This is a genomic window from Burkholderia orbicola, assembly GCF_900100915.1.
Classification (GTDB): Bacteria; Pseudomonadota; Gammaproteobacteria; order Burkholderiales; family Burkholderiaceae; genus Burkholderia; species Burkholderia orbicola.
Genome location: NZ_FNKW01000002.1, coordinates 1,881,800 through 1,906,929, shown reverse-complemented (window position 1 = coordinate 1,906,929; position 25,130 = coordinate 1,881,800). Strand labels below are relative to the sequence as shown.

The 25,130-nt window shown below is 68.6% G+C and carries 21 protein-coding genes; 4 read left to right on the top strand and 17 right to left on the bottom strand.

Features of this window, described 5'->3' with window-relative positions:
- Positions 1-214 precede the first annotated feature (214 nt).
- The 8 genes from BLS50_RS25415 to BLS50_RS25380 all read right to left on the bottom strand — a co-directional run bounded on the left by BLS50_RS25415 (position 215) and on the right by BLS50_RS25380 (position 9,350).
- A complete protein-coding gene (locus BLS50_RS25415; RefSeq protein ID WP_074804982.1) occupies positions 215-718 on the bottom strand; it encodes a MarR family winged helix-turn-helix transcriptional regulator in 504 nt (167 codons plus the stop codon).
- A gap of 182 nt (positions 719-900) precedes the next feature.
- On the bottom strand, positions 901-1,803 hold the full coding sequence (locus BLS50_RS25410) for an SMP-30/gluconolactonase/LRE family protein (RefSeq protein WP_074804980.1): 903 nt from the start codon (positions 1,801-1,803) through the stop codon (positions 901-903).
- Between the two features lie 56 nt (positions 1,804-1,859).
- Positions 1,860-2,885, bottom strand: a complete 1,026-nt coding sequence (gene araH / locus BLS50_RS25405) for an L-arabinose ABC transporter permease AraH (RefSeq protein ID WP_006480240.1) — start codon at positions 2,883-2,885, stop codon at positions 1,860-1,862.
- 36 nt (positions 2,886-2,921) lie between these two features.
- Complete coding sequence (gene araG / locus BLS50_RS25400; RefSeq protein ID WP_074804977.1) at positions 2,922-4,469, bottom strand: L-arabinose ABC transporter ATP-binding protein AraG; 1,548 nt, start codon at positions 4,467-4,469, stop codon at positions 2,922-2,924.
- Between the two features lie 21 nt (positions 4,470-4,490).
- Positions 4,491-5,504 (bottom strand): arabinose ABC transporter substrate-binding protein, encoded by a 1,014-nt coding sequence (locus BLS50_RS25395; protein WP_006480238.1) that lies wholly within the window; start codon positions 5,502-5,504, stop codon positions 4,491-4,493.
- Positions 5,505-5,597: 93 nt separating this feature from the next.
- Positions 5,598-6,527 carry a Gfo/Idh/MocA family protein gene (locus BLS50_RS25390; protein ID WP_074804974.1) on the bottom strand — a complete coding sequence of 310 codons (930 nt, stop codon included), beginning with the start codon at positions 6,525-6,527 and terminating at the stop codon, positions 5,598-5,600.
- A gap of 25 nt (positions 6,528-6,552) precedes the next feature.
- Positions 6,553-7,482: a dihydrodipicolinate synthase family protein gene (locus BLS50_RS25385; RefSeq protein WP_074804971.1), complete on the bottom strand. Its 930-nt coding sequence runs from the start codon at positions 7,480-7,482 to the stop codon at positions 6,553-6,555.
- Positions 7,483-7,598: 116 nt separating this feature from the next.
- Positions 7,599-9,350, bottom strand: coding sequence for an IlvD/Edd family dehydratase (locus BLS50_RS25380; protein ID WP_006480235.1), 1,752 nt, complete (start codon positions 9,348-9,350; stop codon positions 7,599-7,601).
- 114 nt (positions 9,351-9,464) lie between these two features.
- Here BLS50_RS25380 and BLS50_RS25375 point away from each other — a divergent pair, with 114 nt between their 5' ends.
- A complete protein-coding gene (locus tag BLS50_RS25375) occupies positions 9,465-10,415 on the top strand; it encodes a LysR substrate-binding domain-containing protein (RefSeq protein WP_006480234.1) in 951 nt (316 codons plus the stop codon).
- A gap of 18 nt (positions 10,416-10,433) precedes the next feature.
- On the opposite strand, the gene BLS50_RS25370 is transcribed toward BLS50_RS25375, so the two are convergent.
- Entirely contained in the window at positions 10,434-10,910 is a 477-nt protein-coding gene (locus tag BLS50_RS25370) for an OsmC family protein (protein ID WP_074804968.1), read from the bottom strand.
- A 130-nt stretch (positions 10,911-11,040) separates the two neighbouring features.
- On the opposite strand from BLS50_RS25370, the gene BLS50_RS25365 reads away from it, so the two are divergent.
- Positions 11,041-11,682, top strand: a complete 642-nt coding sequence (locus tag BLS50_RS25365; protein ID WP_175831899.1) for a GntR family transcriptional regulator — start codon at positions 11,041-11,043, stop codon at positions 11,680-11,682.
- A gap of 53 nt (positions 11,683-11,735) precedes the next feature.
- Here BLS50_RS25365 and BLS50_RS25360 read toward each other — a convergent pair whose 3' ends face one another.
- The 8 genes from BLS50_RS25360 to BLS50_RS25325 form a co-directional block, all read right to left on the bottom strand.
- Positions 11,736-12,137, bottom strand: coding sequence for a BON domain-containing protein (locus tag BLS50_RS25360; protein ID WP_244106831.1), 402 nt, complete (start codon positions 12,135-12,137; stop codon positions 11,736-11,738).
- 60 nt (positions 12,138-12,197) lie between these two features.
- On the bottom strand, positions 12,198-13,259 hold the full coding sequence (locus BLS50_RS25355) for a porin (RefSeq protein WP_074804960.1): 1,062 nt from the start codon (positions 13,257-13,259) through the stop codon (positions 12,198-12,200).
- Between the two features lie 134 nt (positions 13,260-13,393).
- Positions 13,394-15,205, bottom strand: a complete 1,812-nt coding sequence (locus BLS50_RS25350; protein WP_074804957.1) for a sulfatase family protein — start codon at positions 15,203-15,205, stop codon at positions 13,394-13,396.
- Positions 15,206-15,238: 33 nt separating this feature from the next.
- Positions 15,239-16,504: a formylglycine-generating enzyme family protein gene (locus tag BLS50_RS25345; protein ID WP_256334156.1), complete on the bottom strand. Its 1,266-nt coding sequence runs from the start codon at positions 16,502-16,504 to the stop codon at positions 15,239-15,241.
- A gap of 43 nt (positions 16,505-16,547) precedes the next feature.
- Positions 16,548-17,960, bottom strand: coding sequence for a glycoside hydrolase family 1 protein (locus BLS50_RS25340; RefSeq protein WP_074804952.1), 1,413 nt, complete (start codon positions 17,958-17,960; stop codon positions 16,548-16,550).
- A gap of 113 nt (positions 17,961-18,073) precedes the next feature.
- A complete protein-coding gene (locus BLS50_RS25335) occupies positions 18,074-19,654 on the bottom strand; it encodes a cellulase family glycosylhydrolase (protein ID WP_256334154.1) in 1,581 nt (526 codons plus the stop codon).
- A gap of 203 nt (positions 19,655-19,857) precedes the next feature.
- Entirely contained in the window at positions 19,858-20,565 is a 708-nt protein-coding gene (locus BLS50_RS25330; protein WP_011548789.1) for a TetR/AcrR family transcriptional regulator, read from the bottom strand.
- A 142-nt stretch (positions 20,566-20,707) separates the two neighbouring features.
- Positions 20,708-21,763 carry a LacI family DNA-binding transcriptional regulator gene (locus BLS50_RS25325; protein WP_074804945.1) on the bottom strand — a complete coding sequence of 352 codons (1,056 nt, stop codon included), beginning with the start codon at positions 21,761-21,763 and terminating at the stop codon, positions 20,708-20,710.
- Between the two features lie 188 nt (positions 21,764-21,951).
- On the opposite strand from BLS50_RS25325, the gene BLS50_RS25320 reads away from it, so the two are divergent.
- Both BLS50_RS25320 and BLS50_RS25315 read left to right on the top strand, forming a co-directional pair.
- Positions 21,952-23,109, top strand: coding sequence for an ABC transporter ATP-binding protein (locus tag BLS50_RS25320; RefSeq protein ID WP_074804942.1), 1,158 nt, complete (start codon positions 21,952-21,954; stop codon positions 23,107-23,109).
- 9 nt (positions 23,110-23,118) lie between these two features.
- The gene (locus BLS50_RS25315) at positions 23,119-25,113 is read left to right on the top strand and encodes a beta-galactosidase (RefSeq protein WP_074804939.1); all 1,995 of its coding nucleotides are present in this window, start codon (positions 23,119-23,121) and stop codon (positions 25,111-25,113) included.
- Positions 25,114-25,130: the final 17 nt, after the last annotated feature.

Sequence of the window (25,130 nt, the reverse complement as noted above, 5' to 3'; positions counted from 1 at the left end):
TTTCCAGTGCGATTCGGTGCGCAGCATCCCTGCTGCGGACGACTTCATTTAATATCAGGCTACCTGATATTGCAAGCGGCACGAGCGCCGGTGTAAACCCGGAGCGGAACGCGGAAAGCGCGGGGGAAATCAGGGCGCGGTCGGGCGAACGCCGATGGTGCGTACGCAGCGAGCGCGGGCCTGGCGGGCCCGCGTCGTGAAAACGGGGAAGCGGTCAGCCGCGCAGGTTGCGCGAGAACAGTTCGAGCGCGCGCTGCACGTGCGCGGCGTCGTCGGCCGAGATGTCGCCGAGCATGCGTGCCTCGACCGGCCGCAGCGCGGCTTCGCATTCGCGCAGCATCGCCGCGCCGGCGTCGGTCAGCGTCAGCAGAATGATGCGGCCGTGCGACGGGTCGGCTTCGCGCGTGACGAAACCGCGGGCGGCCATCACGCTCATCACCTCGTTCGCCGATTGCGGCGTGATCCACGAGCGCTCGGCCAGCTGTGCGTTCGACGATGCGCCGCGCGCCTCGAGCACCGACAGCGCCGTGTATTGCGCGAGCGTGATGCCGAGCGGCGCGAGCGCGTCGGTCATGTGGCGGCGCAGCAGCCGGTCGAGGCCGCCGATCACGTAGGTCAGGCGCTGTTGCACGCGCGCTTTCGGCTTGTCGACCGGCGTGCGGGCGGCGTCCTTCGCGGCGGGTTTCGAACGGGCGGGCTTGGTCGGGGTGGAACTCATGGCGCGTGCTGGATGGAATTGCGGGCCATCTTACCAGCAGGTCGGGGAGAGGAACGGCGTGTTCGGGCAGACGGGCAGCCGCCGCGCGTTCGCGCATGCGCGGCGGGGCGCCGGCATGAGCGTGAAGCCCGCCGCGTCAGCGCGATCCCATGGACGGGAACCCGGATGCGGCGGCCAGGCGATCAACCACGCGGCGTGCCCGCGAACCGTGCGGTCGGCAGCCCCACGTGCCGCGTTTGCGCGACGAACACGCCACCGGCGTACGCGTCGCTCGCCAGCGCATCGTCGCTCAGGTCCACACGCGCACTCGTCACGTACAAGCGACCATCGCCATCAAGCGCCACGCAGCTCGGCTGCGCGGTCGGCACTTCAACGCGATCCGTCTCGATCCCGTCCGGCCCATAACGCACGACGCGCCTGCCGCCCCACTGCGCGTTCCACAGCCCGCCGTCACGATCGACGATCGAGCCGTCCGGGTCGCCGTCAGCATCGGTCAGCCGCGCGAACGGCCGCACATTGGCCACATCGCCCCCCGCGCGGTAATCGCACACGAAAATCTCGCGCACCAGCGAATCGCAGAAATACATCTTCGAACCATCCGGCGAGAACCCGATGCTGTTCGCGATCGCGGCCGGCGGCAACGCGAGCCGTTCGAGCGTGAGATCGGAATTGAGCCGGTAGAACCCGCCGACCGCACGCGGCGGCTCGGCGCCTTCGTCCTTCATCCCGAACACGAATGCGCCAGAACCGTCGCAGCGCCCGTCGTTCAGCCGCGTGGGCAGATCGGGTTCGACGTCGACGATCCGCGTGAACGCGCCGCTGCGCAGATCGAAAAACGCGAGATGGGTCGCGAGTCCGACGAGCAGCACGTCCGGATCGTCGGTCAGCGCGAAGCACGCGAGCCGTTCGGGCATCGCCCATTGCGCAAGGTCCGAGCCATCCGCCCGGCAGCGCCACAGCCGCGCGCCTTCGATGTCCACCCAGTACAGTGCGTGCGTCCTGTCGCACCACGTCGCGCCTTCGCCGAGCGTGTTGCGGCTGTCGGCCAGCAGCGTCGCCGACGCGGCCGGATGAGTCTGTTGCATGCCGTCTCCCGATATCTGATCTGTCGCGTTCGCGGGCGGCCGCGCCATCACCGAAGTCAGATCTTCATCGCGCGCCGCTGGTTGCGACGATACTGGTCGAACAGCACCGCGAGCAACAGAATTCCGCCGCGTATCAGATATTGGTAAAAGGTCGGCACGTTCAGCAGGCTCATTGCGTCCTGCACCGAGCCCATGATCAGCACGCCGACCAGCACGCCGGAGATCGTCGCGACGCCGCCCGTCAGCGACACGCCGCCGAGCACGCACGCGGAGATCACGCCGAGCTCGAGGCCGACCGACGTCTTCGGATCGCCGAGGCTCATCCGCGACGCGAGCATCACGCCGGCGAAGCCCGTCACGAGCCCCTGCAGCACGAACACCGCGATCTTGATGCGCATCACCGGCAGCCCCGCGAGCAGCGCGGCCTCGCCGTTGCCGCCGACGGCCAGCACGTTCTTGCCGAACACCGTCTTGCGCAGCAGGAAGCCGAACACGACGAAGCCGACGATGTTGCTCCAGATCGGAAACGAGATGCCCAGGAACGACCCGCCGCCGAGATCGAAGAAGCGCTCTTCCGAGATCATCACCGCGTCGCCGTTCGACGTGATGAACGCGAGCCCGCGCACGACTTCCATCATCGCGAGCGTGACGATCAGCGAGTTGATCCGGTAGCGCGCGATCAGCACGCCGTTCACGAGCCCGACCGCGCCGCCCGCCAGCACGCCGGCCGCGATCCCGAGCACGACGCTGTGCGTCGCGGTGATCAGCGTCGAGGCGACCACCCCCGAGAACGCGACGATCGACGCGACCGACAGGTCGACCTCGCCGAGCGCGAGCACGAACATCATCGTCACCGCGATCGAGCCGATCAGCGTGACCGACAGCAGCAGGCCCTGGATGTTGCGCGGGGTGAGGAAGTCCGGCACGGTCAGCGACAGCGTCGCGAACAGCACCAGAAACACCATCACGATGCCGGAGCGATTGATCAGCTGCCACACGCCGTTGCGTGGTCGCACGGGCGTGGCCGCGGCGGCGGCATCCGGGGACGGGGAAGTACGTTGGGGTTGCATTGCCTGGCTCATATCAGTTCACTTGCTTTCCGGTTGAACAGCACGCCGCTAGCGCGGCAGCGCGAGCTTGATCAGCGCATCGGGCGTCGCGTGCGCCTTCGCGACCTCGCCCGCGATCCGTCCTTCCTTCATCACGACGATGCGGTCCGACACGCCGATCACCTCGGCCAGATCGCTCGACACGAGGATCACCGTGCGGCCCGCTTCCGCGAGTTCGTAGAACAGGTTGTAGATTTCCGCGCGGGCGCCGACGTCGATGCCGCGCGTCGGCTCGTCCATCAGGAACACGTCGATGCGCTCGGCCAGCCAGCGCGCGAGCACGACCTTCTGCTGGTTGCCGCCCGACAGCGCACCGATCGGCGTGTCGCCGTCGCGGGTCTTGATCGCGAGGCGCTCGATGTATTTCTGCGCGAGCTCGCGTTCGCGTCGCCCGTCGAGCAGCACGCGCGCCGGGCTGAAATGACGGCGCGCGCTGATGTTCAGGTTGTCGGCCACCGACGCGATCGCGACGATGCCTTCCTGCTTGCGGTCTTCCGGGCACAGCGCGATGCCGGCGCGCACCGCGTCGCGCGGGCTGCCGAACGCCACGCGCTTGCCGTTCAGCTCGACGTGCCCGGCGCTCGGTCGCACGGCGCCGTACAGCAGCTTCATCAGTTCCGAGCGGCCCGCGCCGACGAGCCCGAAGAAGCCGACGATCTCGCCGCGCCGCGCGGTGAACGACACGGGCTCGGCCAGCCCCGGCCCCGCCAGCCCCTTCGCTTCGATCAGCACGTCGCCCGCCGGGCGCGGCCGGTAGCCATACACGTCCTCGATCGAACGGCCGACCATGCAGCCGATCAACCGGTCGCGGTCGAGATCGGCGACGGAATCGAACGTGTCGATGCGGCGGCCGTCGCGAAACACCGTCACGCGGTCGCACAGTTCGTAGACTTCCTCCATCCGGTGCGTGACGTAGATGATCGCGCGGCCTTCCGCGCGCAGCGCGCGGATGATCCGGAACAGTTGCGTGGTCTCGCGCGCGGACAGCGAACTCGTCGGTTCGTCGAACGCGATCACGCGCGCGTCGCGCATCAGCGCCTTGCCGATCTCGATCATCTGGCGCTGGCCGATCGACAGATATTTCACCGGGATGCCCGGATCGATGTGCTCGCCGAGCCGCTCCAGCGCATCGAGCGCGCGTGCCGCGAGCGTGCGCTCGTCGACCACGCCGAGCCGGCTCGGCAGTTGCCCGAGCATCAGGTTTTCCGCGACCGTCAGCTCGGGCACCAGATGCAGTTCCTGGTAGATGATCGCGATGCCGGCCTCGAGCGCCGCGCGCGTCGACGCGAAGCGCTGCGCGGTGCCGTTCAGCGTCAGCGTGCCGGCCTGCGGCTGGTTCACGCCGGACAGCACCTTCAGCAGCGTCGATTTCCCCGCGCCGTTCTCGCCCATCAGCCCGTGCACTTCGCCCGCGCGCACCGACAGCGACACCGCGTCGAGCGCACGCACGCCCGGAAACGTCACGGTGATGCCGTCGAGCGCGAGCAGCGGGCCGTCCGGCGGCGTACCCGCTTCGGCGTCGTGGCCGGACGCGGCCGTCATCGTCTGCATCGTCATCGCGTTCTCGCCTCGCCCCGCTCAGATACCGAGTTCGGCGCGCACGGCCTGCCAGTTCGCGCGCGTCATCAGCTTGCCGCTCGTCTGCGTGTCGGCCGGCGGCGTCTTGCCGTTGCGGATCCAGTCGACGAGGTTCTGCGTGCTGTCCTTGCCGTGGTTCGTCGAGCTGACCGCGATCGTCCCGTAGAAGCCGGTCGGCTCCTTCTTCTGGAACTCGGCGAACGCCTCGCCCGCGCCGTTGATGCCGACGCCGATCACGTCGGCCGCCGGGATGTGCAGCTGTTCGGTCGCGCGCACCGCGCCGAGCACGGTTTCCTCGTTCAGCGCGTAGATCACCCATTTCTTCACGTTCGGATGGCGCGCGAGCACGGGCGCGGCCGCGCTGAAGCCGCCTTCGTCGTCGGTCGTCTTCTGCGGCGCGTCGAAGATGTTCTCCTTGCGGAAGCCGTTCGCGAGCAGCGCCTGCGTCGCGCCGTCGGTGCGCAGCTTCGCGGTCGGCAGCTCGTAGTTGGTGATGCGCAGCGCGCCGACTTCCTCCGGTTTCCAGCCGCGCCGCTTCATCTCGTCGGAGATCGCCTGGCCGACCTGGTTGCCGATCTTCGTCGCCGACATCCCGAGGTGCGGCACGTTCGGCAGCGGCTTGCCGCTCGAATCGACGAGCTGGTCGTCGACCGTCACGAACTTCATGTTGTAGCGCTTCGCGCGCGACGCGATCGCCGGCCCGAGACGCACGTCCGGCGCGCAGATCACGAAGCCCTGCGCGCCTTGCGAGCCGAGGTTGTCGATCGCGGCCAGCACCTTCTCGCCGTCCGGCGTGCCGATCTTCACGACCGAGAAATTCTCCTTCTGGCCGAGCGCGGACGCGGCGTTCTGCTCGTTGATGAACCACGCCTGCTCGGGCATCTTCACGAGGAAGCCGATCTTCAGCGGCGCATCGGCGTGCGCGGCGCCCGTCATCCCGAGCGGCGCGATGCAAAGCGCGGCCAGCAGCGCGCGCAGGGTGTGTCGACGGATCGTGTGAGTCGTGCGGTTCATGGGTGTCTCCTTTGTACCGGCTGATGCCGTGATGTGTGCCGTAATCAATCATTCGTCGTGCGCGCTTCGCCGTACCGAAGCGCGCACGCAGGTTCAGCGGCCGAACGCGTCGGTCTGCACGCGCCGGCCGAACAGGAAGGCATCGGCGACGAGCCGCAGCGGCCGCACGTCGACGTCGCTTTCGCCACGCGCGATCAGCGCGTGGAAGTGCGCATACAGCGCCGGGTACTCGCGTTCGGGCCCGATCTCGACCGGCTCGCCCGCGATCGACAGTTGGGCGCCGCCGCGGCTGATCGCGAGCACGCCGTCGGCCGTGTCGACCGCGATCTCCCACTGCTCGACCGGGCCGTGGCGCCAGTCGAATTCCGCGTGCACCGGCACGCCGTCGGTATCCGCGCAATCGAGTTCGGCCGCGATCGGCGTCTGCACGTCGCTCGGCACGATAAGCGTCGCCTCGCGCAGCACAAGCTCGCGCGGCAGGATTCGCGTGACGATCGACAGCGCGTTGATGCCGGGATCGAACACGCCGAGGCCGCCCGGCTCCCAGATCCACTGCTGCCCCGGATGCCAGCGCCGCACGTCTTCCTTCCAGCGCACCTGCACCGCGCGGATCGTGCGTTGCGCGAGCCATGCACGCGCCGGCTCGACCGCGCTCGCGCAGCGCGAATGCCAGGTCGCGAACAGCGTGAGGCCGCGCTCTTGGGCCAGCGCGTCCAGCGCGGCCACTTCGCCGAGCGTCGCGCCCGGCGGCTTCTCGAGCATCACGTGCTTGCCGGCTTCGAGCGCCGCGCGCGCCTGCGCGTAGCGCACCTGCGGCGGCGCGCACAGCGACACCGCGTCGAGTTCGGGCTCGGCGGCCAGCAACGCGCGCAGGTCGGGATAGTTGCGCACCCCCGCGACTTCCGCATGGCGGCTCGCGCAGGCGGTCAGCGCGAAGCCCGGCTCGGCGGCGATCGCCGGCAGATGCTGGTCGCGCGCGATCTTGCCGATCCCGACGACACCCAGCGAAATCGGATCACTCATCCTGCATGTCTCCTTCGTGAATCGCTCAGCGCGCCCAGCGCAGCACGAGCGGATCGAGCCGGCGCGCGATCGCGAGCAATTCCGCGCGCGTGTCCGGGTGCAGTTCCGGCATCGGATGCCGCGGCCGCTCGCACGCGATCACGCCGCCTTCGCGCATCAGCGCCTTCGCGGTGAGGATCCCGGACTGGCGGTTCTCGTGATTGATCAGCGGCAGCCATGCCTGGTAATGCGCGAACGCATCGTCGTGCCGGCCTTCGCGGAACGCTTCGAGGATCGGCCGGATGCCGTCCGGGAAGCCGCCGCCCGTCATCGCGCCGGTGGCGCCCGCATGGAGATCGGCGAGCAGCGTGATCGCCTCCTCGCCGTCCCACGGCCCCTCGATCGCGTCGCCGCCGAGCCGGATCAGCTCGCGCAGCTTGTTCGCGGCGCCCGGCGTCTCGATCTTGAAGTACGCGACCTGCTCGATCTCGCGAGCCATTCGCGCGAGGAACGGCGCGGACAACGCTGTGCCGCTCGCGGGCGCATCCTGGATCATGATCGGGATGTCGATCGCATCCGACACGCGCGCGAAGAAATCGAAGATCTGCGCTTCGGGCACGCGGAACGTCGCGCCGTGGTACGGCGGCATCGCCATCACCATCGCCGCGCCGAGCTGCTGCGCGCGCAGGCTGCGCGCCGCGCACACCTGCGTGCTGTAGTGCGACGTCGTGACGATCACCGGCACGCGGCCGGCCACGTGCTCGAGGATCGTGCGCGTGAGCACGTCGCGTTCGTCGTCGGTGACCGCGAATTGCTCGGAGAAGTTCGCGAGGATGCACAGCCCGTCCGAGCCGGCGTCGATCATGAAGTCGACCGCGCGCTTCTGGCTCGCGAGGTCGAGCTCGCCGGTATCGGTAAACGTCGTCGGAACGACGGGAAAGATGCCGCGATGGCGCGGCGTGCTGCTCGATGTCATGGTTCGCGTCCTGCTTCGGCCTGGTTGTCACCGGCCGTCATGCGTTCACGGTTTCATGAAGCGCGGACCGGGAAGGCCCGCAACCGGCGGCGGCGCACATCGCGCCGCCCGCCTGCTCAATGCGAATGGCTCGGCACGTCCGCGCCGCGCGTGCCGACCAGGAAGTCGAGGTCGCACCCCTCGTCGGCCTGCAGCACGTGATCGATATACAGCCGCGCGTAGCCGCCCTTGCCGAGCTGGCCGGCCACGCCCGGCGCCGCGGTCGGATCGACGTCCGACAGGCGGCGTTGCAGTTCCTCATCCGTAATGTCGAGATGCAGCGTGCCGGCCTCGCAGTCGAGCTCGATCCAGTCGCCGTTGCGCACCGCGGCGAGCGGGCCGCCGGCGGCCGCTTCCGGCGCGACGTGCAGCACCACGGTGCCGTACGCGGTGCCGCTCATCCGCGCGTCGGAAATCCGCACCATGTCCTTCACGCCCTGGCGCAGCAGCTTCGGCGGCAGCCCCATGTTGCCGACCTCGGCCATGCCCGGATAGCCGCGCGGCCCGCAGTTCTTCAGCACCATCACCGAGCTCGCATCGATGTCGAGCGCTTCGTCGTTGATCGTCGCCTTGTAGTGGTCGAGGTTCTCGAACACCACCGCGCGGCCCCGATGCTTGAGCAGTTCGGGGCTCGCCGCCGACGGTTTCAGCACCGCACCGCGCGGCGCGAGATTGCCGCGCAGGATGCAGATGCCGCCGTCCGCGATCAGCGGCCGGTCGAGCGGGCGGATCACTTCGTCGTCATAGTTCGGCGCTTCGCGCACGTTGTCCCACAGCGACTTGCCGTTCACCGTGAGCGCATCCGGATGCGGCAGCAGCCCGCCTTCGCCGAGCCGGCGCAGCACGGCCGGCAGCCCGCCCGCGTAATAGAACTCCTCCATCAGGAAGCGCCCCGACGGCATCAGGTCGACGATCGTCGGCGTGTCGCGGCCGATGCGCATCCAGTCTTCCAGTTCGAGCGGCACGCCGATGCGGCCGGCGATCGCCTTCAGGTGGATCACCGCGTTGGTCGAACCGCCGATCGCCGCGTTCGTGCGGATCGCGTTCTCGAACGCCGCGCGCGTCAGGATCTTCGACAGCACGAGCCCTTCGAGCGCCATCTCGACGATGCGGATGCCCGACATGTGCGCGAGCACGTAGCGACGCGAATCGACCGCCGGAATCGCCGCGTTGTGCGGCAACGCGACGCCGAGCGCCTCGGCCATGCACGCCATCGTCGACGCGGTGCCCATCGTGTTGCAGGTGCCGGCCGAGCGCGACATCCCGGCTTCGGCCGACAGGAAGTGATGCACGTCGATCTCGCCGGCCTTCAGCGCTTCGTGCAGTTGCCACACGGCCGTGCCCGAACCGATGTTCTTGCCCTCGAGCTTGCCGTTCAGCATCGGGCCGCCCGACACGACGATCGCCGGTACGTCGCAGCTTGCCGCGCCCATCAGCAGCGCGGGCGTCGTCTTGTCGCAGCCGGCGAGCAGCACGACCGCGTCGATCGGGTTGCCGCGGATCGCTTCCTCGACGTCCATCGACGCGAGATTGCGCGTGAGCATCGCCGACGGCCGCAGATTCGATTCGCCGTTCGAGAACACCGGGAACTCGACCGGGAAACCGCCCGCTTCCGAGATCCCGCGCTTCACGTGCTCGGCGAGCTTGCGGAAGTGCGCGTTGCACGGCGTCAGTTCGGACCACGTGTTGCAGATGCCGATGATCGGCCGGCCGTCGAATTCGTGATCGGGAATGCCCTGGTTCTTCATCCAGCTCCGGTACATGAAGCCGTTCTTGTCGTTCGTGCCGAACCATTGGGCGGAGCGCAGCCTGGGTTTTGTTGCCGACATCGTCAGTCCTGTGGTGACGGGATACCGGCGCAGTCTAGGCAGAATTTTGATAACTGGCTAATGACGATTTAGGCGATTACGATATCTATTCCGATATCGATATAAACCCGTACGATGACTGAAGCCAGCCCGTGGGGAAACCGCGCCCGTCTGAAGACGCGCCAGTTGCTGCTGCTCGTCGCGCTCGCCGACGAAGGCAGCATTCACCGCGCGGCGGCCGCGCTGAACATGACGCAGCCGGCCGCGTCGAAGCTGTTGCGCGAGCTCGAGGAATCGATCGGCGCGGTGCTGTTCGAGCGCCTGCCGCGCGGGATGCGGCCGACGCTGTACGGCGACGCGCTGATCCGCCACGCGCGCGCGGCGCTCGGCAGCCTCGACCAAGCGCGTGAGGAGCTGGCCGCGCTGAAGGCCGGCCATCTCGGCCACGTGGCGGTGGGGGCGATCACGTCGCCGGCCCTGCGGCTCGTGCCGCCGGCCGTCGCCGCGGTGAAGGGCACGCATGCGGGCCTGCACGTGTCGGTCGAGATCGACACCAGCAACGTGCTGCTCGAACATCTCGCGCAGGAAAAGATCGACATCGTGCTCGGCCGGCTGTCCGCCGAACATGACAAGCTGCGCCTGCGCTACGAGCCGCTGACCGGCGAATCGGTGGCCGCGGTCGTGCGAACCGGCCATCCGTTGCTCGCGCAAGCGCCGGTTGCGCTCGCCGACGTGCAGCGCGCCGCGTGGGTCGTGCCGCCGGCCGGCAGCGTGCTGCGGCACCGCTTCGAACTCGTGTTCCAGCGCGCGAGCCTCGCGCCGCCGGCAAACCTCGTCGAAACCTCGGCGCTGCTGTTCATCACGCAACTGCTCGAACAGAGCGACATGATCGCGGTGCTCGCCGAGGACGTCGCGCGCTACTACGCGCGGCACGGCATCGTCACGGTGCTGCCGCTGGAGATGGATTGCCGGATGGACGATTTCGGGATCATCACACGCACGGATCGGCTGCATTCGCCGGCGGTGACGGTGATGGTGGAGGCGATTCGGGCGGCGGCAACGGAGGTTTACGGCGTCGGGCTGTGACAACGCAGCCGCGGTTTCCTATGCCGCGTCAACCTCGATCACCGGCTCGCAGCGAATCGGAAAATTGACCGAATTCGCGATATAGCACTTCGCATGCGCATCGTGATGCAGATGCGCCGCGCGTTCGCGATCGTCGCCGGCCCGGATCGTCACGTGCGGGCGCAACACGATTTCGGTGAAGCGCCCCGCTGCGCCGCTGTCGAGCAGCGTGCCTTCCGCGTGGTCGACATAGGCCAGCACACGAATGCCGGCCTCCGAACACAGGTGCAGATACCACAGCTTGTGGCACGCCGATGCCGACGCGAGCAGCAGGTCTTCGGGGTTCCAGCGCGCCGCGTCGCCGCGGAACGCCGGGTCCGACGAACCCGGGATATCCGGCTTGGAACCTGCGCGGATCACGTGATCGCGGCCGTACTCGCGATACCCCGACGTGCCGGTGCCGCGATTGCCCGTCCACTCCACTACGACGCGATACTGGTGTTCGCCCGATGCCATCTCGCTCTCCATTGATGTCGGTTGCTTGACCGGGCCGGACGCCGTTGCGTGACGCCCGCCGGGAGCCACCATTGTGGCACCGCATAGCTGTTTGGTATACCATTATTCCAAAATGACGAAACAGGCAGGCATGGAAGCCAAACTCGACTCCACGGCGGACGCGGTCGCCGCGTCGCTGCGCGACATGATCATCAACGGCGAGCTGGCGGGCGGCGAGCGGCTCGTCGAGCGCGATCTGGCCGAGCGGTTCGGCATCAGCCGGATTCCGATGCGCGAGGCGATCCAGCGGCTGGAACGCGAAGGCTTGCTCGACATCTTCAGGAATCGCGGCGCCGTCGTGCGCATGTTGAGCGCGTCGGACGTGCAGGAAATCTACGACCTGCGCGTGCTGCTCGAAGGCGATGCGATCTACCGCAGCGTGAAGCAGCTCGACGACGAAACGCTCGCGCGCGCCGAACTCGTGCATCGGCTGCTCGGCGATGCAACCGTGCCGCGCCGGCAGGGCGAGCTGAACCGCGAATTCCACGCGTTGCTGTATTCGTGCTGCGGCAACGCGCGGCAATTGAAGTCGATCGCCGAACTGCGCGGCCAGGTCGAACGTTACGAGCGCCTGCAGGCCACGCTGCTCGCGGATACGCCGTCGTTCCAGGTCGAGCACGACGATATCCTGCAGGCATGCCTCGAACGCAATGCGCGCGGCGCCCGAGCGATGACCGTCGCGCATCTCGACTCGGCCCGGCGCATCGTGCTGCGGCTCGTCGAAGGCGGCTGAGGCCGGCGCGGGGCGCGTGTGCGTCGCGTGCGCGGCCCGCGCGGCGATCGACGCTATTCGATCTGGGTCCCGATACGCAGCTGATTGCGAACGGCCGTCACGCCGGTGACCTGCTGCGCCGCATTGACCGCCAGCGGAATCTGCACGTTGTCCGTCACGGTGCCCGACAACGTCACCGTGCCGTCGGCCGCGCGAATCAGGATGCGGCTCGAATCGAGCCCGCGCGTGCGTGCGAGCACCGCGGCCACGCGCTTGACGAGCAGCCGGTTCGATTTCCGTCTGGCCCGCGCCGTATCGCGGTTCGGCGCGGCGGTGCCGGCGACACCGGCATCGCTTCCCGCGTCGACGGCCGGCACGGTGGCGCGCGATGCCGACGGCTGGGCCAGCGCCGGCGCGACGGGTGCCAGCAGCAACGCGGCGAGCATCAGTACAACCCGAGGGTTCGAATAAGTCATGGATGAGTTCCGCAACAGGATGGAGAACGAACTACACGCTGGCCGTTAGAGCCACGCGCATCAGAACTGCGTGATCATGCCGACCGACACGCCGGTCACCGTGCGTCCGTCCGGTCGCAGCGACAGCCCGCCGATGTTGGTCTGATCCTTCTTGTAGGCGCCCGAGAAGCCGTTTCGATCGAACTCCGCATACAGGCTGGTCCGCTTCGACAGGAAGTACTGCAGCATCGCGTACGACGTCAGCTTGCGGCCGTCCGCACCGGCGGTGTTCTTCAGGTTCTGCGCGAAGTCGTAATAGGTGGCGCCGGACAATTGCAGGAACGGCGTGACCTGATAGACGATCCCGACCGCCGGAATCCGGTCGCGCCGCTCCGGCGCGCCGGCCTTCGCGGCGCTGACGGCGAGGTCGCTGTAGCTCAGGTAGAGCCGGGCCGGGCCGACCTGCCAGGTCGCGCCGCCCATGATCGTGCGCGCCCATTGCGATGCGTCGGCGTTCCAGGTCGTCTGATAGGCGGTGCCGAGCAACAGCGTCCGGAACCGGTAGCTCGTGCCGACGGCAACGTTCGAGCCGGCGCGCTGATTGCCGGCGACCCCGCCGGGCGAATAGCTGCCGCGCACGGTCGCGCCGCCGAACGTGCCCACGTACTTGATCGTGTTGTTGAAGCGCGAATCGTTCGTGAAGAAGTTGCCGCCCCACACCACGCCGGGGATCGTCGACAGCGACTGTCCTTGCGCGGAATTCGGGTCGAGCGCGATGCCGATGTCCTCGAGCGCGTTCAGTTGCCGCCCGAACGTGACGCGGCCATACGCGCCGCTCAGGCCGACATAGGCCATCTGCGAGAACAGCAGGCCGGGCGATTTCGCCAGCGCACCGGTGCCCGTCAGGAACCCGCTCTGCAGCATGAAGATCGCCTGCATGCCGCCGCCGAGATCCTCGGCGCCCTTGATGCCGAAAATGTTGCCCGATATCGCGTTGTTGTCGAACCCGACCTGGCTCCCTCCTTTCACGCCGTCGGTCCAGCGCACGCCCGCGCCGATGTAACCGAACAACGTCACGCTCGATTGCGCGACCGCGTCTGCTGCAACGCATGCCAACGCCGAAACCACGATGATTCGCTTCATGTGTCTCCATCCATATGTTTCGTTTTACTTAGTGTTGCGACATCGCCTCGGTATGTTCCTGGTCGATGTGACAGCGTCGACCGGCTCGCCCAGAGGCGATCCGCACGGGCCGGCCGTCACGCGTTCGGGAAGCGCTAGCGGCGCGCTTCCGTCTGCGGGAACGGGGAGTCGAGCGTCGCGGCCGTATAGCCGATCCGCATCGCGTTGACGTGCAGCACGTCGCCGGGGCGCAACGGAATCACACGCCCCGCGTCGTACACGGACCAGGCCGTCGACACGGGCCGCTGATCGCCGAGATGGGCGAAGCGCGCACCGAGCTTCGGCGGCAGCATTTCGCCGGCGAGCCGTTCGAAGTCCCAACTGAGCACGGTGTGCGAGAGGCGCGGCGTCGGGTCGTCGCGACGTTCGACCCAGTAGCCGATCGATGCGCCCTGGGTCGCGCATGCGATCGTCACGCCGCCTGGCGCCGGCCGGATCTCGGGCATCGCCGTGGCGGGCGGCGCCGAGCCGCCGAGCCACATCCGCGAGATCATTTCGGGTTCCGGTATGCCGCCCATGTCGCCGTAACGATCGGTCCACGCGTGGAAGGCGGCACGCAGTTCGTCGAGCTTGGCGCGATAGCGCGGATCGTCCGCGAGGTTGTGCAGCTCCCACGGGTCCCCATCGGCGTCGTACAGCTCCTCGACCGGCTTCGTGCCGAACCACGCCGCGGTGGCCGGCGGCAACTTGCCTTCATCCTTCAGCCGCAGGATGTCGCGCATCATCGGCATGCTTTCGCGGAACCGGATCGGCTGGTAGTACGGCTTCTCCGGCATGTAGTTGTACAGATAGCGGAAGCGTTGATCGCGCACCATCCGCACGCGGTCGTATTCGTTGTCCATCCGATCACGCGCGGCAAACACGTAGCGGCGCGGCGCCGATGCGCGCGCCGGCCCGAGGAACGCCTGCCCCTGCATGTACGACGGAATCGGCACGCCGGCCAGCGACAGCACGGTCGGCGCGAGATCGACGCCGCTCACGAGCTGCGCATCGGTGGACCCGCCTCGCGGCGCGCCGGGGAAGCGAATGATCAGCGGTACGCGCGTGCCGCGCTCGAGCACCTCGCGCTTCATCCACGGCAACGTGCCGCCGTTGTCCGCGAAGAAGAAGATGATCGTGTTGTCGTACACGCCATCGCGCTTGAGCATCTCGATCAGCTCGCCGACCTGCCGGTCCATCGTCTCGATGTTGGTGTACATGCGCGCGATGTCGCCGCGCACCGCCGGCGTGTCCGGATAGATCGGCGGCACCGTGATCGACGCGGGATCGACGCGCAGCGGATCGTTGCGATAGGTGATCATCGACTCGTGCGTGACGAAGAAGTTGAACACCGCGAAAAACGGCTTGTCCTTCGGGCGATAGCGGTAGGACGCGGCAGGGCCGTTCTCGTCCCACACCGTCACCGGCGGCACGAACTGGTAGTCGGTCTTCTGGTTGTTCGACGTGTAGTAGCCGGCCTTGCGCAGCAGCTCGGGGAACGCCTTCACGTCGGGCGGCAGCACCACCGAATAGGTCGCCGGCACGCCGTTCGGCTTGTCCTTCACCGTCACGCCGGGAACCGAGATCTCGCCCGGCCCGGTCCGGTGATGCTGCGCGCCCACCGAGGTCGGGTACACGCCGGTGATCAGCGCGGAACGCGACGGCGCGCACACGCCCGACACCTGGTACGCATGCGTGTACAGCACGCCTTCGCGTGCCAGCCGGTCGATGTTCGGCGTCTTGACCTGCGGGTCGCCGTATCCGCCGATGAAGGTCGTGATGTCCTCGACGGTGATCCACACGATGTTCGGTCGCGCCGTACCGGCATGCGCGGCGCCGGCGCACAGCATCAGGAGCCAGGCCATCGCGCACGCGATGACGCGTGACAGCGTATGCCGGCGGAATCGCCGGGTCAGGGGGGAATTCATGTTCGTCTCCTCGATTGCGTTGATCTCGGCCGGTCAATCCGTTGCGTTTGCGCCGGCGTGCTTGTGGCCGCGCCAGGCGAGCCACGCGCGCTCGTCCATCGCCAGCCGGAAGCCGAGATGCGACATCCCCGCTTCGGGATCGACGCCGCGCCGCGCGCTCGGTCGATAGCTCTGGCAATACGATTCGTTGCAGAGAAACGAGCCGCCGCGGATCACGCGCTTCGGCGCATGCGGCGGCACGCCGGGCTCCGTCGGGTCCCAACTGTCGGCGGGCCCCTGCGGATCGACGACCGGACGGCCGCTCTCGACCGCCAGCAGGAACGCATCGGCCCGATACCAGTCGGCCACCCATTGCCACACGTTGCCGGCCATGTCGTAGAGCCCGTAGCCGTTGGGCGGATAGGTGCCGACCGGGCTCGGGGCTGCCGGCTTGCCGCTACGCGCATCGACGACCGGAAACGGCTGCGGCTGCTGCCCTTCCCAGATATTCGCCATCTGCCGACCCGCCGGCTTGAGCTGATTGCCCCACGCGTAATCGGCCTGCTCGAGGCCGCCGCGCGCCGCGAATTCCCATTCGGCCTCGGTCGGCAGCCGCTTGCCGGCCCACTGCGCATACGCGCGCGCATCGTCGTACGAGACCTGCACGACCGGGTAGTCGTCCTTGCCCGCGATCGTGCTACCGGGCCCGTCGGGGTGTCGCCAGTTGGCACCGGGCAGGAAGCGCCACCAGCGCGCGTAATCGTCCAGCGGAACCGGGCTCGCCGTGCCGACGAACACGAGCGCGCCCGGCACCAGCGCACTGTCGGGCGGCCGCGGCGTGCCGGGCGGCAATTGCGCCTTCAGCGCGTTCCAGTCCGGCTTGCGCTCGGCGGTCGTGACGTACCCGGTCGCATCGACGAAGCGCCGGAATTCCACGTTGGTCACGTCGTGACGATCGAGCCAGAAGCCGCGCACGGTGGCCCGATGCGCCGGCCGCTCGTTCGGCTGCGCCGCCTTCGCATCGCTGCCCATCAGGAAGGTGCCGCCGGGAATCCACGCCATGTCGAGCGGCCCGTCGTGTCCGTTGCCAATGACGGCGCGCGCGCCCTCGCCACGGGACGGCGTTACCGGGGACAGCCAGCCGATCGCCGCACCGGCAGCCGCGCACGCGACGACCAGCGCGGTCACCAGCCGGACGCCCCGCCAGCCGCGCGGCAACAGCGTGCGACGGTCGGAGGCCGGCGAGTCGGAGGAACGAGGCGCGGCGCTGGCCGGTACGATCCGGCGCGGGCGGCGCCGGGCGAGCGAACGGGATTTCATGCGATGCCGAGGGTCGATGACGAATGAGGAAAGCAGCCGCGCATCACGCCACCGCGTTCTGCGCGATGCATCGCGAGTAGTACGCGAGGCTGCGTTTGGGTGTACGAACCTGCGTGTCGAGATCGACGTGCACGAGGCCGAATCGCTTCGAAAACCCCTGCCCCCATTCCCAGTTGTCGGTGGCGGCCCAGTAGAACAGCCCTTTCAACCGCACACCTTGCCGATAGGCGTCGTGCGCCGCGCGCAGATAGCGCGACAGGTAATCGCCGCGCGGGCCGTCGTCGACGACGCCGTCATGCGGCGCCGGATCGTCGAGCGCGAAGCCGGTTTCGGTGATGTAGATGTCCGGCGCGCCGTAATCGCGATGCACGCGCAGCAGCATCTCGGTCATCCCGTCCGGCTCGACCTGGAAGTACGCAGTGCGCGGCAGATCGGCCGGCGGTTCGGCCTGCTCGACGCCGAACGGGGCGGACGGATTGGCCCGAACGTAGATGCGCGAGTAGTAGTTCATCCCGAGGAAATCCGGCTTCGCGGCGACGATGGCCATGTCGCCGGGCCGCACGAGGCCGGCGAGCGAATGCGCGAGCGGTTCGGGATACCCGTGGCCGTACAGCGGATCGAGGAACGCACGATTCCACAGCACGTCGACGAGGCCGGCCGCCTTGCGGTCTTCGTCGCGCGCCGCCGCCGGGCGCACCGGCTGAAGGTTGATCGTCGTGCCGATCCGCGCGTCGCGCAGGTTCGCCCGCAGCGCCTGGAATGCGAGGCCCTGCGCGAGGTTCTGGTGATGCATCGCCGCGAACACGCCTTCCGGCGAACGCAGCCCCGGCGCATGCACGCCCATTCCGTAGCCGCGCAGCGCGAGGCTATTGGGCTCGTTCAGCACGATCCAGTGCTTCACGCGATCGCCGAGCCGGCGCGTCACCCGATCGGCGTAATCGGCCAGCCGATAGGCGATGTCGCGTGTCCGGAAATCGCCGGCCCAGACCGGCGTATCCCAGTGAAACAGCGTCGGAAACGGCTCGATACCGCGCGCGAGCATCGCGTCGACCATCCTGTCATAGGTGGCGAGGCCGGCGTCGCTCGGCGCGCCGGGCCCTTGCGGCTGCACGCGCGGCCACGCGATCGAGAAGCGGAAGGCGCGAATCCCGGCGGCCGCCATCCACGCGATATCGGCCGGATAGCGTTGCTCGAATTCGGTGCAGCGTGCATTGGTCGAGCCGTCGGCGATCATGCCGGCGCGCTCCGCGAACACGTCCCAGTTGCTCCGCCCGCGGCCTTCCCGGCTTTCCGTTTGCGGAGCCGACGCCGCGACGCCCCACACGAAATCGTCGGCAAAACGCATGCCGTCGTCGCGGGCGAACGTGGGTGCGCAGGCCAGGCCGGCGGCCGCGCCGCCGGCGCGCAGGAAGGTGCGGCGCGCCGGCGAGCGCGGAATGGACGTATCGATGGGCATTGATGTCTCCAGGTAGCGACGGACGACCGTGTGGAATGCGGCGTCGCCTTAATCAAGCAATACACACTGCTTTTAAATTGCGTGCGGAGGGTGCGCGTTGCGCCGGGCGCCGATTACGGCGCCGGCGTGACCTCGACGATCACCTCCGCCGCATCCGGGCGGGCGGCCACCAGCAGCGCGCTCGCATTGGGCGCGGATTCGACCGTTCCCCCGGTCACCCGCGCGCGATAACCGTGCGGATAGCGGTAGTCGGGCACGAAGATCTGCGTCAGCGCACCGGGCCGCAGCGCCGGGCCGGCCGGGCGCGTCGCATAGCGCAGCTCGAAACGCTGCGTTGCCGGGTCGAAGCGCCAGCGTGTCGGCGTGCCCGCGATCGCCTGCGGATAAGGCCGCACCAGCACGTCGCGCACCGATTGCCACGACGCGGCCGTGGAATCGGCCGGAACGGGGAAGCGCCAGTAGATCCACGGAATCATGTCGCGGTCCGCGGCGTCCGCCATCCGCTCGACCAGGCGCCCCGCAGGATCGAGCGCATCGAGGCCGCCGAATTCGGTCATCAGCAACGCCTCGCCGGTCGCCTCGACATGGGCGAGCGCATTGCCGAACACGCGCGCCTCCTTGTCCGCATCGGTGCCGCCGAGCAGCGGCGCAAGCCGTCCGGACAACGGCGGCTGGCCGGCGGGCAGGGTCGTGTCGACGGCTTTCGCGAACTGATCGACTTTCGACGCATAGTTGTGGAACGCGAAACCCGAGCGCGCATCGCCTGGGTCGAGCTGCGTCGGAAAACCAAGATTGAACAGCGGATTCGGTTCCTGAAAGACCAGCGTGCCGCGATCCGTATCGCGAATCGCGGTTCGCAGCGTGCGGTTGAAAACCGACATCACCTTCTGGTCGAACGCCGCGCAGCCTTGCGGCCCCGCACAGTCGAGCCAGCGTGTGCCCGGCCACGGCTCGTTCAGCAATTCGTAGCCGAGCAGGTAAGGCCGGCCCGCGAACCCGGCGGCGACGTGCCGCCACGCAGCGGCGAAACGGTCCGCGAGGCCGACGCCTTCGGGCCCGCGCGCATTCCCGTAGAGATGGTCGAACGCGCGGTTGATCGCCTTCGACGTAACGTAGTAGTACGGATGGCCGGGGTTGACGTTCGCCAAGCCGTCGTCGAGCGCCATCCAGTCGGCGAAGCCGTTGTTGATTTCCGCGCCGCCGGGATTGCCCGCCGCGACTTCGTCGCGGCGACGTTCGGAGACGAACCGGCGCGAGTAGCCGTCTTGATGCATGTCGAGCAGCGTGTAGATGCGGCGATCCGCGAGTTGCCGCTGGATGCGGGCGAGCGACGCCAGGTACGCGCCGTCGTAACGCCCGGGCGCGGGTTCGAGCTGTTGCTGCGCGACGCCCAGACGCACGGCGTTGAAGCCATCCGCCGCAAGCCGGTCCATGTCCTTCACGCCGAAGCCGGCGGCTTCCGGCGCATACGGCGGCTGCTTGACCACGACGTTGACGCCGTGAACGATCAGCACGCGCCCTTCGTCGTCGATCAACCAGCGGCCGGCATGCGAGACGGCGGAGGGGGAAGCGGAGGCGGCGGTATCCGCACGATCGGCATCGGCGGCATGCGGCTTCATGCTCGCGCATGCGGACAGCATCAGGAGCGCGGCGGCGAAGCCGGCGGTTCGGTACAGGTGTGTTGCTCGGGTCATGTCGGCAAGAATCCGTGATCGGGTCGCACAGGCATGCGTATCGGTTCGACGCATTGCCATCAGCAACAGCGCAGCCACGAACATGCATGAGCTGCAACATACAAGTAGGCTATATTGCTTGTCAATTGAGCAAACCGAGCGGTGTCTCGAAATGCGGCGCGGCCGGCACGATGACGTGCGCGGCCGGAATCGTCAGCGGAATCTCAGCGCGAAGCGCGGCGCTTGTCGGTTTTCGTCGGCGCGGGCGCGGGGGATTGCGTCATGTCCGTGATTTGCCGCAGCGCGATGTCGCGCCACAGCGCGAATGCGGCCCGCGCCGCGGCCGGTTCGCCGCCCGTCACGACGTCGATGGTCAGCCCGCGGATCATCGATCCGCCCAGCAACTGCAATTGCGTGACCTTGAGCGCGGTCTCCCGGTCGAAACCCGCGACGACATCGCGCATCAATGCGCGAAACCCGTCGTCGAACGGCTGGAGGATGCGTGCCACGGCCTCGTCGAGTTCCTTGTCGGCGCGTCGCGCCAGCTGGATCTCCATGCTGGCGGCGAACAGCGGCGTACCGATGAGCGCGCCGGCGACATCGAGCATCCGGTCGATCCGCTCGAGCGGCGTCGTGGCGCTGCGCGACGCGCGTTCGAACTGCGCGAAGCGATCGCCGGTGAGCCGTTCCTGCACCGCGGCCATCAATTCCGCCTTGGTCGGAAACTGGTGCTGCAGCGCGCCCATGCTGACGTCGGCTTCGCGCCGGATCGCGAGCGTCGTCGCGCCCGAATAGCCTTCCTTGTGCAGCAGCGCGATCGCGGCGGCAATGACGCGCTCACGCGTCGCCTGGCTGCGCTCCGCCTGCGTCGGCCGTCGTGCGCGCGCCGTGCCGGAAGCCGTTGCCGTACCTGTCTTGACGGTTTTCTTCATTCACGTATGGGGTCGAGCGCCGAAGGGGGCGCGGGTCGGCCGTCGGGCGCAGCCGCAGGCGGTCTGGATCGCCGCCGGCGGCTGTCTACGGATGCGAATTCTACCAACGAACCTCGCGCCGTCACCTGGCCCGTTCGTGGCCTTACGTGCGGCGCGCGCGGCCGGTACGGCGCGGTGCGCGGTCGTGCACCGGCCCGGTCGTGCCGCGCACCGCCAGCGTCGGCAGCGACGCGACCCGCACGCGCGACGCGTCGTCGCCCTGCCCGGCCGCCTCGCGCAGCGTATTGAGCAATTCGACCGCGAGGCCGGCCGCTTCGGCGGTCGGGATCGCGACGGTCGTCAGCGTGGGCCGCGTGTCGCGGGCGAGATGGATGTCGGTGATGCCGACGATCGACAGATCGTCGGGCACGCGCCGGCCGCGATCGGCCGCTGCGTGCATCGCGCCGATCGCCGGCAGGTCGTTGGTCGCGACCAGCGCGGTCAATCGCGGGTGCGCATCGAGCAGCCGGCCTGCCGCACGGAGGCCGCCTTCGATCGAATCGCGCTCGGCCGCGACGATCGACGCGTCGAGCCCCGCGTCGCGCATCACGTCGACGAAGCCGTCGTAGCGCGCCGCCTGCACGCCGCACGCCGCGCCGCCGACGATCACGCCGATCTTCTCGTGACCGAGTTCGAGCAGATGCCGCGTCGCGATCCGTCCCGCCTCCCGGAAATCGATCGCCACGCACGGCAACCCGTCGGGTGGCGCCTCGGGCCGCTCCCACAGGCACAGCACGACCGGCACGCCGCGCCGCGCGACGTCGAGCAGATCCGGCAGGTGCAGGTTCGCGTTGGTCACGAGAATCCCCTCGGAGATCGTGCCGGCGATCTGGTCGAGATACGCGCGCCCCTGCAACGGATCTTCGTTCGTATTGCAGACGATCAGGAACTGCCCGTTGCGGCGTACCGCGCGCTCGACCGCCAACGCGAACTCCGGATAGAACGGGTTCGCGATGCTCGATACCATCAGCGCAACCGTCGGCGCGCGCCCTTCCGCCAGCGCCCGCGCGGCGAGATGCGGCCGATACCCGAGCGCGTCGACCGCTTCGAGCACCCGTGCCCGCGTCGCGTCGCCGACCCGGCCGCGGTCGCGCAGCACGTTCGACACCGTCGCGGCCGTCACGCCGGCGCGGCGCGCCACTTCATCCAGGGTTGCCATCGTTTGCTCACTATATGAGACGTCGATCCAGTATTTGCTTCGCTCACCGAAGCGGCGCACTATCGCCGGACACCTTGCCGCCCGACCGACGGGCGCGACTCGGCCGCGATCGCATCGCCCTTTTTTTGATCGCGATGATTAAGCGCTTAATCAAGCAATACGGCGCATTAAAACATGGAGCGGAGACAATGGCGAGCATCTCGATGCGACGCGTGCAGAAAGCCTACGGCGAGCACGCGCCGGTCATTCGCGACGTCGATCTGGAGATCGGCGCGCACGAGTTCTGCGTGTTTCTCGGGCCGTCCGGCTGTGGGAAGTCGACGCTGCTGCGCATGATCGCCGGGCTCGAGGATCTGAGCGCGGGCGAGCTGTCGATCGACGGCCGCCGCGTCGACGACGTGCCGGCCGCCGAGCGCGGCGTCGCGATGGTGTTCCAGAGCTACGCGCTGTTTCCGCACATGACGGTGTACGAGAACATGGCGTTCGGCCTGAAGCTCGCGCGCGTGCCGAAGGCCGAGATCGACCGCAAGGTGCGCGACGCCGCGCGCATCCTGCAGCTCGACACGCTGCTCGAGCGCAAGCCGAAGGCGCTGTCGGGCGGCCAGCGGCAACGCGTCGCGATCGGCCGTGCGATCGTGCGCGAGCCGGGCGTGTTCCTGTTCGACGAACCGCTGTCGAATCTCGACGCGGCGCTGCGCGGCCAGACCCGCATCGAGATCGCGCGGCTGCACCGGCAGTTCGAACGCGCGAGCGTCGTCTACGTGACGCATGACCAGACCGAGGCGATGACGCTCGCCGACAAGATCGTGCTGCTGCACGCCGGCGCGGATACCGCGCAGCACGGCAGCATCGCGCAGGTCGGCGCGCCGCTCGACCTCTACCACCATCCGGCCAGCCGCTTCGTCGCGGGCTTCATCGGCTCGCCGCGCATGAACTTCCTGCCGGCCGTCGTGACCGCCTGCGACGCGCGTCGCACGACCGTCACGCTCGTGCCGTCCGGCGAAACCTTCACGCTGCCGCGCGACGGCTCGGCGCTCTCCGTCGGCGCCGCCGTGACGCTCGGCATCCGTCCCGAACACCTGACGCTCGGCGCCACGCCCGACGCGACGACGCTCGCGCGCGACGTCGCGCTCGTCGAACGCCTCGGCGAGCAGACCTACGTGCACCTCGACTCGCCCGGCCTACCCGACGCGACGCCGTTGATCGCGAAAGTGCCCGGCGACGCGCAAGTACGCACCGGCGAACGCGTGCACGTGCACGCGCAGGCCGCGGCCTGCCACCTGTTCACCGAAGACGGCCGCGCGGTGCCCGCGTGCGCCGACCTTCCCGTCCACCACTACGCATAAGGATCGGGCATGCGCCTCGGAGTCTGTTACTACCCGGAACACTGGCCGGAATCGATGTGGGCCGACGACGCCCGCCGGATGAAAGCGCTCGGCATCGAGCAGGTGCGGATCGCCGAATTCGCGTGGAGCCGCATCGAGCCGTCGCAGGGCGAATACGACTGGGGCTGGCTCGACCGTGCGGTCGACGTGCTCGGCGCGGCTGGCCTCGAAATCGTGATGTGCACGCCGACCGCGACGCCGCCGAAATGGCTGGTGGACCGCCATCCCGACATCCTTGCGATCGGCGCCGACGGCCGGCCGCGCGCGTTCGGCTCGCGCCGCCACTACGATTTCTCGTCGCCGGTCTATCTCGAAGCGTCGCGCCAGATCTGCACGGCAGTCGCCGAGCGCTACGGTCGCCACCCGGCCGTGCGCTACTGGCAGACCGACAACGAACTCGGCTGCCACCAGACCGTCGTCAGCTACTCGCCGGCCGCGCTCGTGCGCTTTCGCGAATGGCTGAAAGCGCGCTACGGCACGATCGACGCGCTGAACCGCGCATGGGGCACCGTGTTCTGGAGCATGGAATATCGCCATTTCGACGAAGTGGACGCGCCCGTGGGCACCGTGACCGAAGCCCATCCGTCGCATCGCCTCGACTACCGGCGCTTCGCGTCCGACGAGCTCGCGCGCTATCACCGGATGCAGGTCGACGTGATCCGCGCGCACTCGCCGGGCCGCCCGGTCGCGCACAATTTCATGCAGCTCTTCACCGAGTTCGATCACTACGAAGTCGCGCGCGACCTCGATCTCGCGACGTGGGACAGCTATCCGCTCGGCGCGCTCGAGGAGCTGTGGTTCGCGCCCGACGTGAAGGCGCGCTGGCTGCGCACCGGCCATCCCGATTTCGCGTCGTTCAATCACGACCTGTACCGCGGCATGTCGAAGCTGCCGTTCTGGGTGATGGAGCAGCAGCCGGGCCCGGTGAACTGGGCGCACTGGAACCCCGCGCCGCTGCCGGGCATGGTGCGGCTGTGGAGCTGGGAAGCGTTCGCGCACGGCGCCGGCTGCGTGTCGTACTTCCGCTGGCGGCAGGCGCCGTTTGCGCAGGAGCAGATGCACGCGGGCCTGAACACACCCGACAACCGGCTCGACGAAGGCGGCCGCGAAGCGCAGCGCGTCGCGCAGGAAATCGCCGCCGTGCTCGACGCCGGCGCCGATGCCGACGCGAACGGCGCGGTGCGCGCCCCCGTTGCGCTGGTGTTCGACTACGACGCGAAGTGGCTGTTCGAAGTGCAGCCGCAAGGCGCCGATTTCCACTACCCGCGCTTCGCGTTCGAGTACTACTCGGCGCTGCGCTCGCTCGGGCTCGACGTCGACATCGTTTCGGCGCATGCGCCGCTCGACGGCTACCGGCTCGTCGTCGTGCCGCCGCTGCCGGTCGTGCCGGACGATTTCGCGTCGCGGCTCGCCGCATCGGGCGCCCATGCGGTGTTCGGCCCGCGCACCGGCTCGAAAACCATCGACCTGCAGATTCCGCCGGCGTTGCCGCCCGGCCCCCTCACGTCGATCCTGCCGGTACGCGTGTGGCGCGTCGAGTCGCTGCGGCCGAACGTCACCGAACGCGTCGACGGCACGCTGCGCGACGGTTCGCCGCTCGTGGGCGACGCGCGTCACTGGCGCGACCTCGTCGAGCTCAACGACGACGACACACGCAGCGTCGTGCACGCACGCTTCGCCGACGGTCACCCGGCCTGCCTGTCGCACGGCACACTGCATTACTGGGCCGCGCTGTTCGACGAGGCGACCACCGTGCGCCTGTTCGCCGATATCGCGGCCGAAGCGGGCCTGGCCCCGACGCAGCTCGGCGACGCCGTGCGCATGAGCCGGCGCGGCGGCCTGACTTACGTATTCAACTACGCGGGCACGCCGCATACGATCGACGGCGTGCCGCCGTCCGCGTTCGTGGTCGGCGCCGCGCAGGTCGAGCCGCAAGGCGTCGCCGTGTATCGAAGCCGTTCGTAACAACCGCCCCCGGCGCC

Excerpts from the sequence above, each read along its gene's own strand:
- BLS50_RS25345 (WP_256334156.1), bottom strand. The coding sequence starts at position 16,504 with ATGAAATCCCGTTCGCTCGCCCGGCGCCGCCCGCGCCGGATCGTACCG.
- BLS50_RS25375 (WP_006480234.1), top strand. The coding sequence starts at position 9,465 with ATGACTGAAGCCAGCCCGTGGGGAAACCGCGCCCGTCTGAAGACGCGC.
- BLS50_RS25390 (WP_074804974.1), bottom strand. The coding sequence starts at position 6,527 with ATGAGTGATCCGATTTCGCTGGGTGTCGTCGGGATCGGCAAGATCGCG.
- BLS50_RS25415 (WP_074804982.1), bottom strand. The coding sequence starts at position 718 with ATGAGTTCCACCCCGACCAAGCCCGCCCGTTCGAAACCCGCCGCGAAG.
- BLS50_RS25335 (WP_256334154.1), bottom strand. The coding sequence starts at position 19,654 with ATGACCCGAGCAACACACCTGTACCGAACCGCCGGCTTCGCCGCCGCG.
- BLS50_RS25395 (WP_006480238.1), bottom strand. The coding sequence starts at position 5,504 with ATGAACCGCACGACTCACACGATCCGTCGACACACCCTGCGCGCGCTG.
- araH (WP_006480240.1), bottom strand. The coding sequence starts at position 2,885 with ATGAGCCAGGCAATGCAACCCCAACGTACTTCCCCGTCCCCGGATGCC.
- BLS50_RS25320 (WP_074804942.1), top strand. The coding sequence starts at position 21,952 with ATGGCGAGCATCTCGATGCGACGCGTGCAGAAAGCCTACGGCGAGCAC.
- araG (WP_074804977.1), bottom strand. The coding sequence starts at position 4,469 with ATGACGATGCAGACGATGACGGCCGCGTCCGGCCACGACGCCGAAGCG.
- BLS50_RS25355 (WP_074804960.1), bottom strand. The coding sequence starts at position 13,259 with ATGAAGCGAATCATCGTGGTTTCGGCGTTGGCATGCGTTGCAGCAGAC.
- BLS50_RS25370 (WP_074804968.1), bottom strand. The coding sequence starts at position 10,910 with ATGGCATCGGGCGAACACCAGTATCGCGTCGTAGTGGAGTGGACGGGC.
- BLS50_RS25410 (WP_074804980.1), bottom strand. The coding sequence starts at position 1,803 with ATGCAACAGACTCATCCGGCCGCGTCGGCGACGCTGCTGGCCGACAGC.
- BLS50_RS25385 (WP_074804971.1), bottom strand. The coding sequence starts at position 7,482 with ATGACATCGAGCAGCACGCCGCGCCATCGCGGCATCTTTCCCGTCGTT.
- BLS50_RS25315 (WP_074804939.1), top strand. The coding sequence starts at position 23,119 with ATGCGCCTCGGAGTCTGTTACTACCCGGAACACTGGCCGGAATCGATG.
- BLS50_RS25325 (WP_074804945.1), bottom strand. The coding sequence starts at position 21,763 with ATGGCAACCCTGGATGAAGTGGCGCGCCGCGCCGGCGTGACGGCCGCG.
- BLS50_RS25340 (WP_074804952.1), bottom strand. The coding sequence starts at position 17,960 with ATGCCCATCGATACGTCCATTCCGCGCTCGCCGGCGCGCCGCACCTTC.
- BLS50_RS25330 (WP_011548789.1), bottom strand. The coding sequence starts at position 20,565 with ATGAAGAAAACCGTCAAGACAGGTACGGCAACGGCTTCCGGCACGGCG.
- BLS50_RS25380 (WP_006480235.1), bottom strand. The coding sequence starts at position 9,350 with ATGTCGGCAACAAAACCCAGGCTGCGCTCCGCCCAATGGTTCGGCACG.
- BLS50_RS25365 (WP_175831899.1), top strand. The coding sequence starts at position 11,041 with ATGGAAGCCAAACTCGACTCCACGGCGGACGCGGTCGCCGCGTCGCTG.
- BLS50_RS25350 (WP_074804957.1), bottom strand. The coding sequence starts at position 15,205 with ATGAATTCCCCCCTGACCCGGCGATTCCGCCGGCATACGCTGTCACGC.
- BLS50_RS25360 (WP_244106831.1), bottom strand. The coding sequence starts at position 12,137 with ATGACTTATTCGAACCCTCGGGTTGTACTGATGCTCGCCGCGTTGCTG.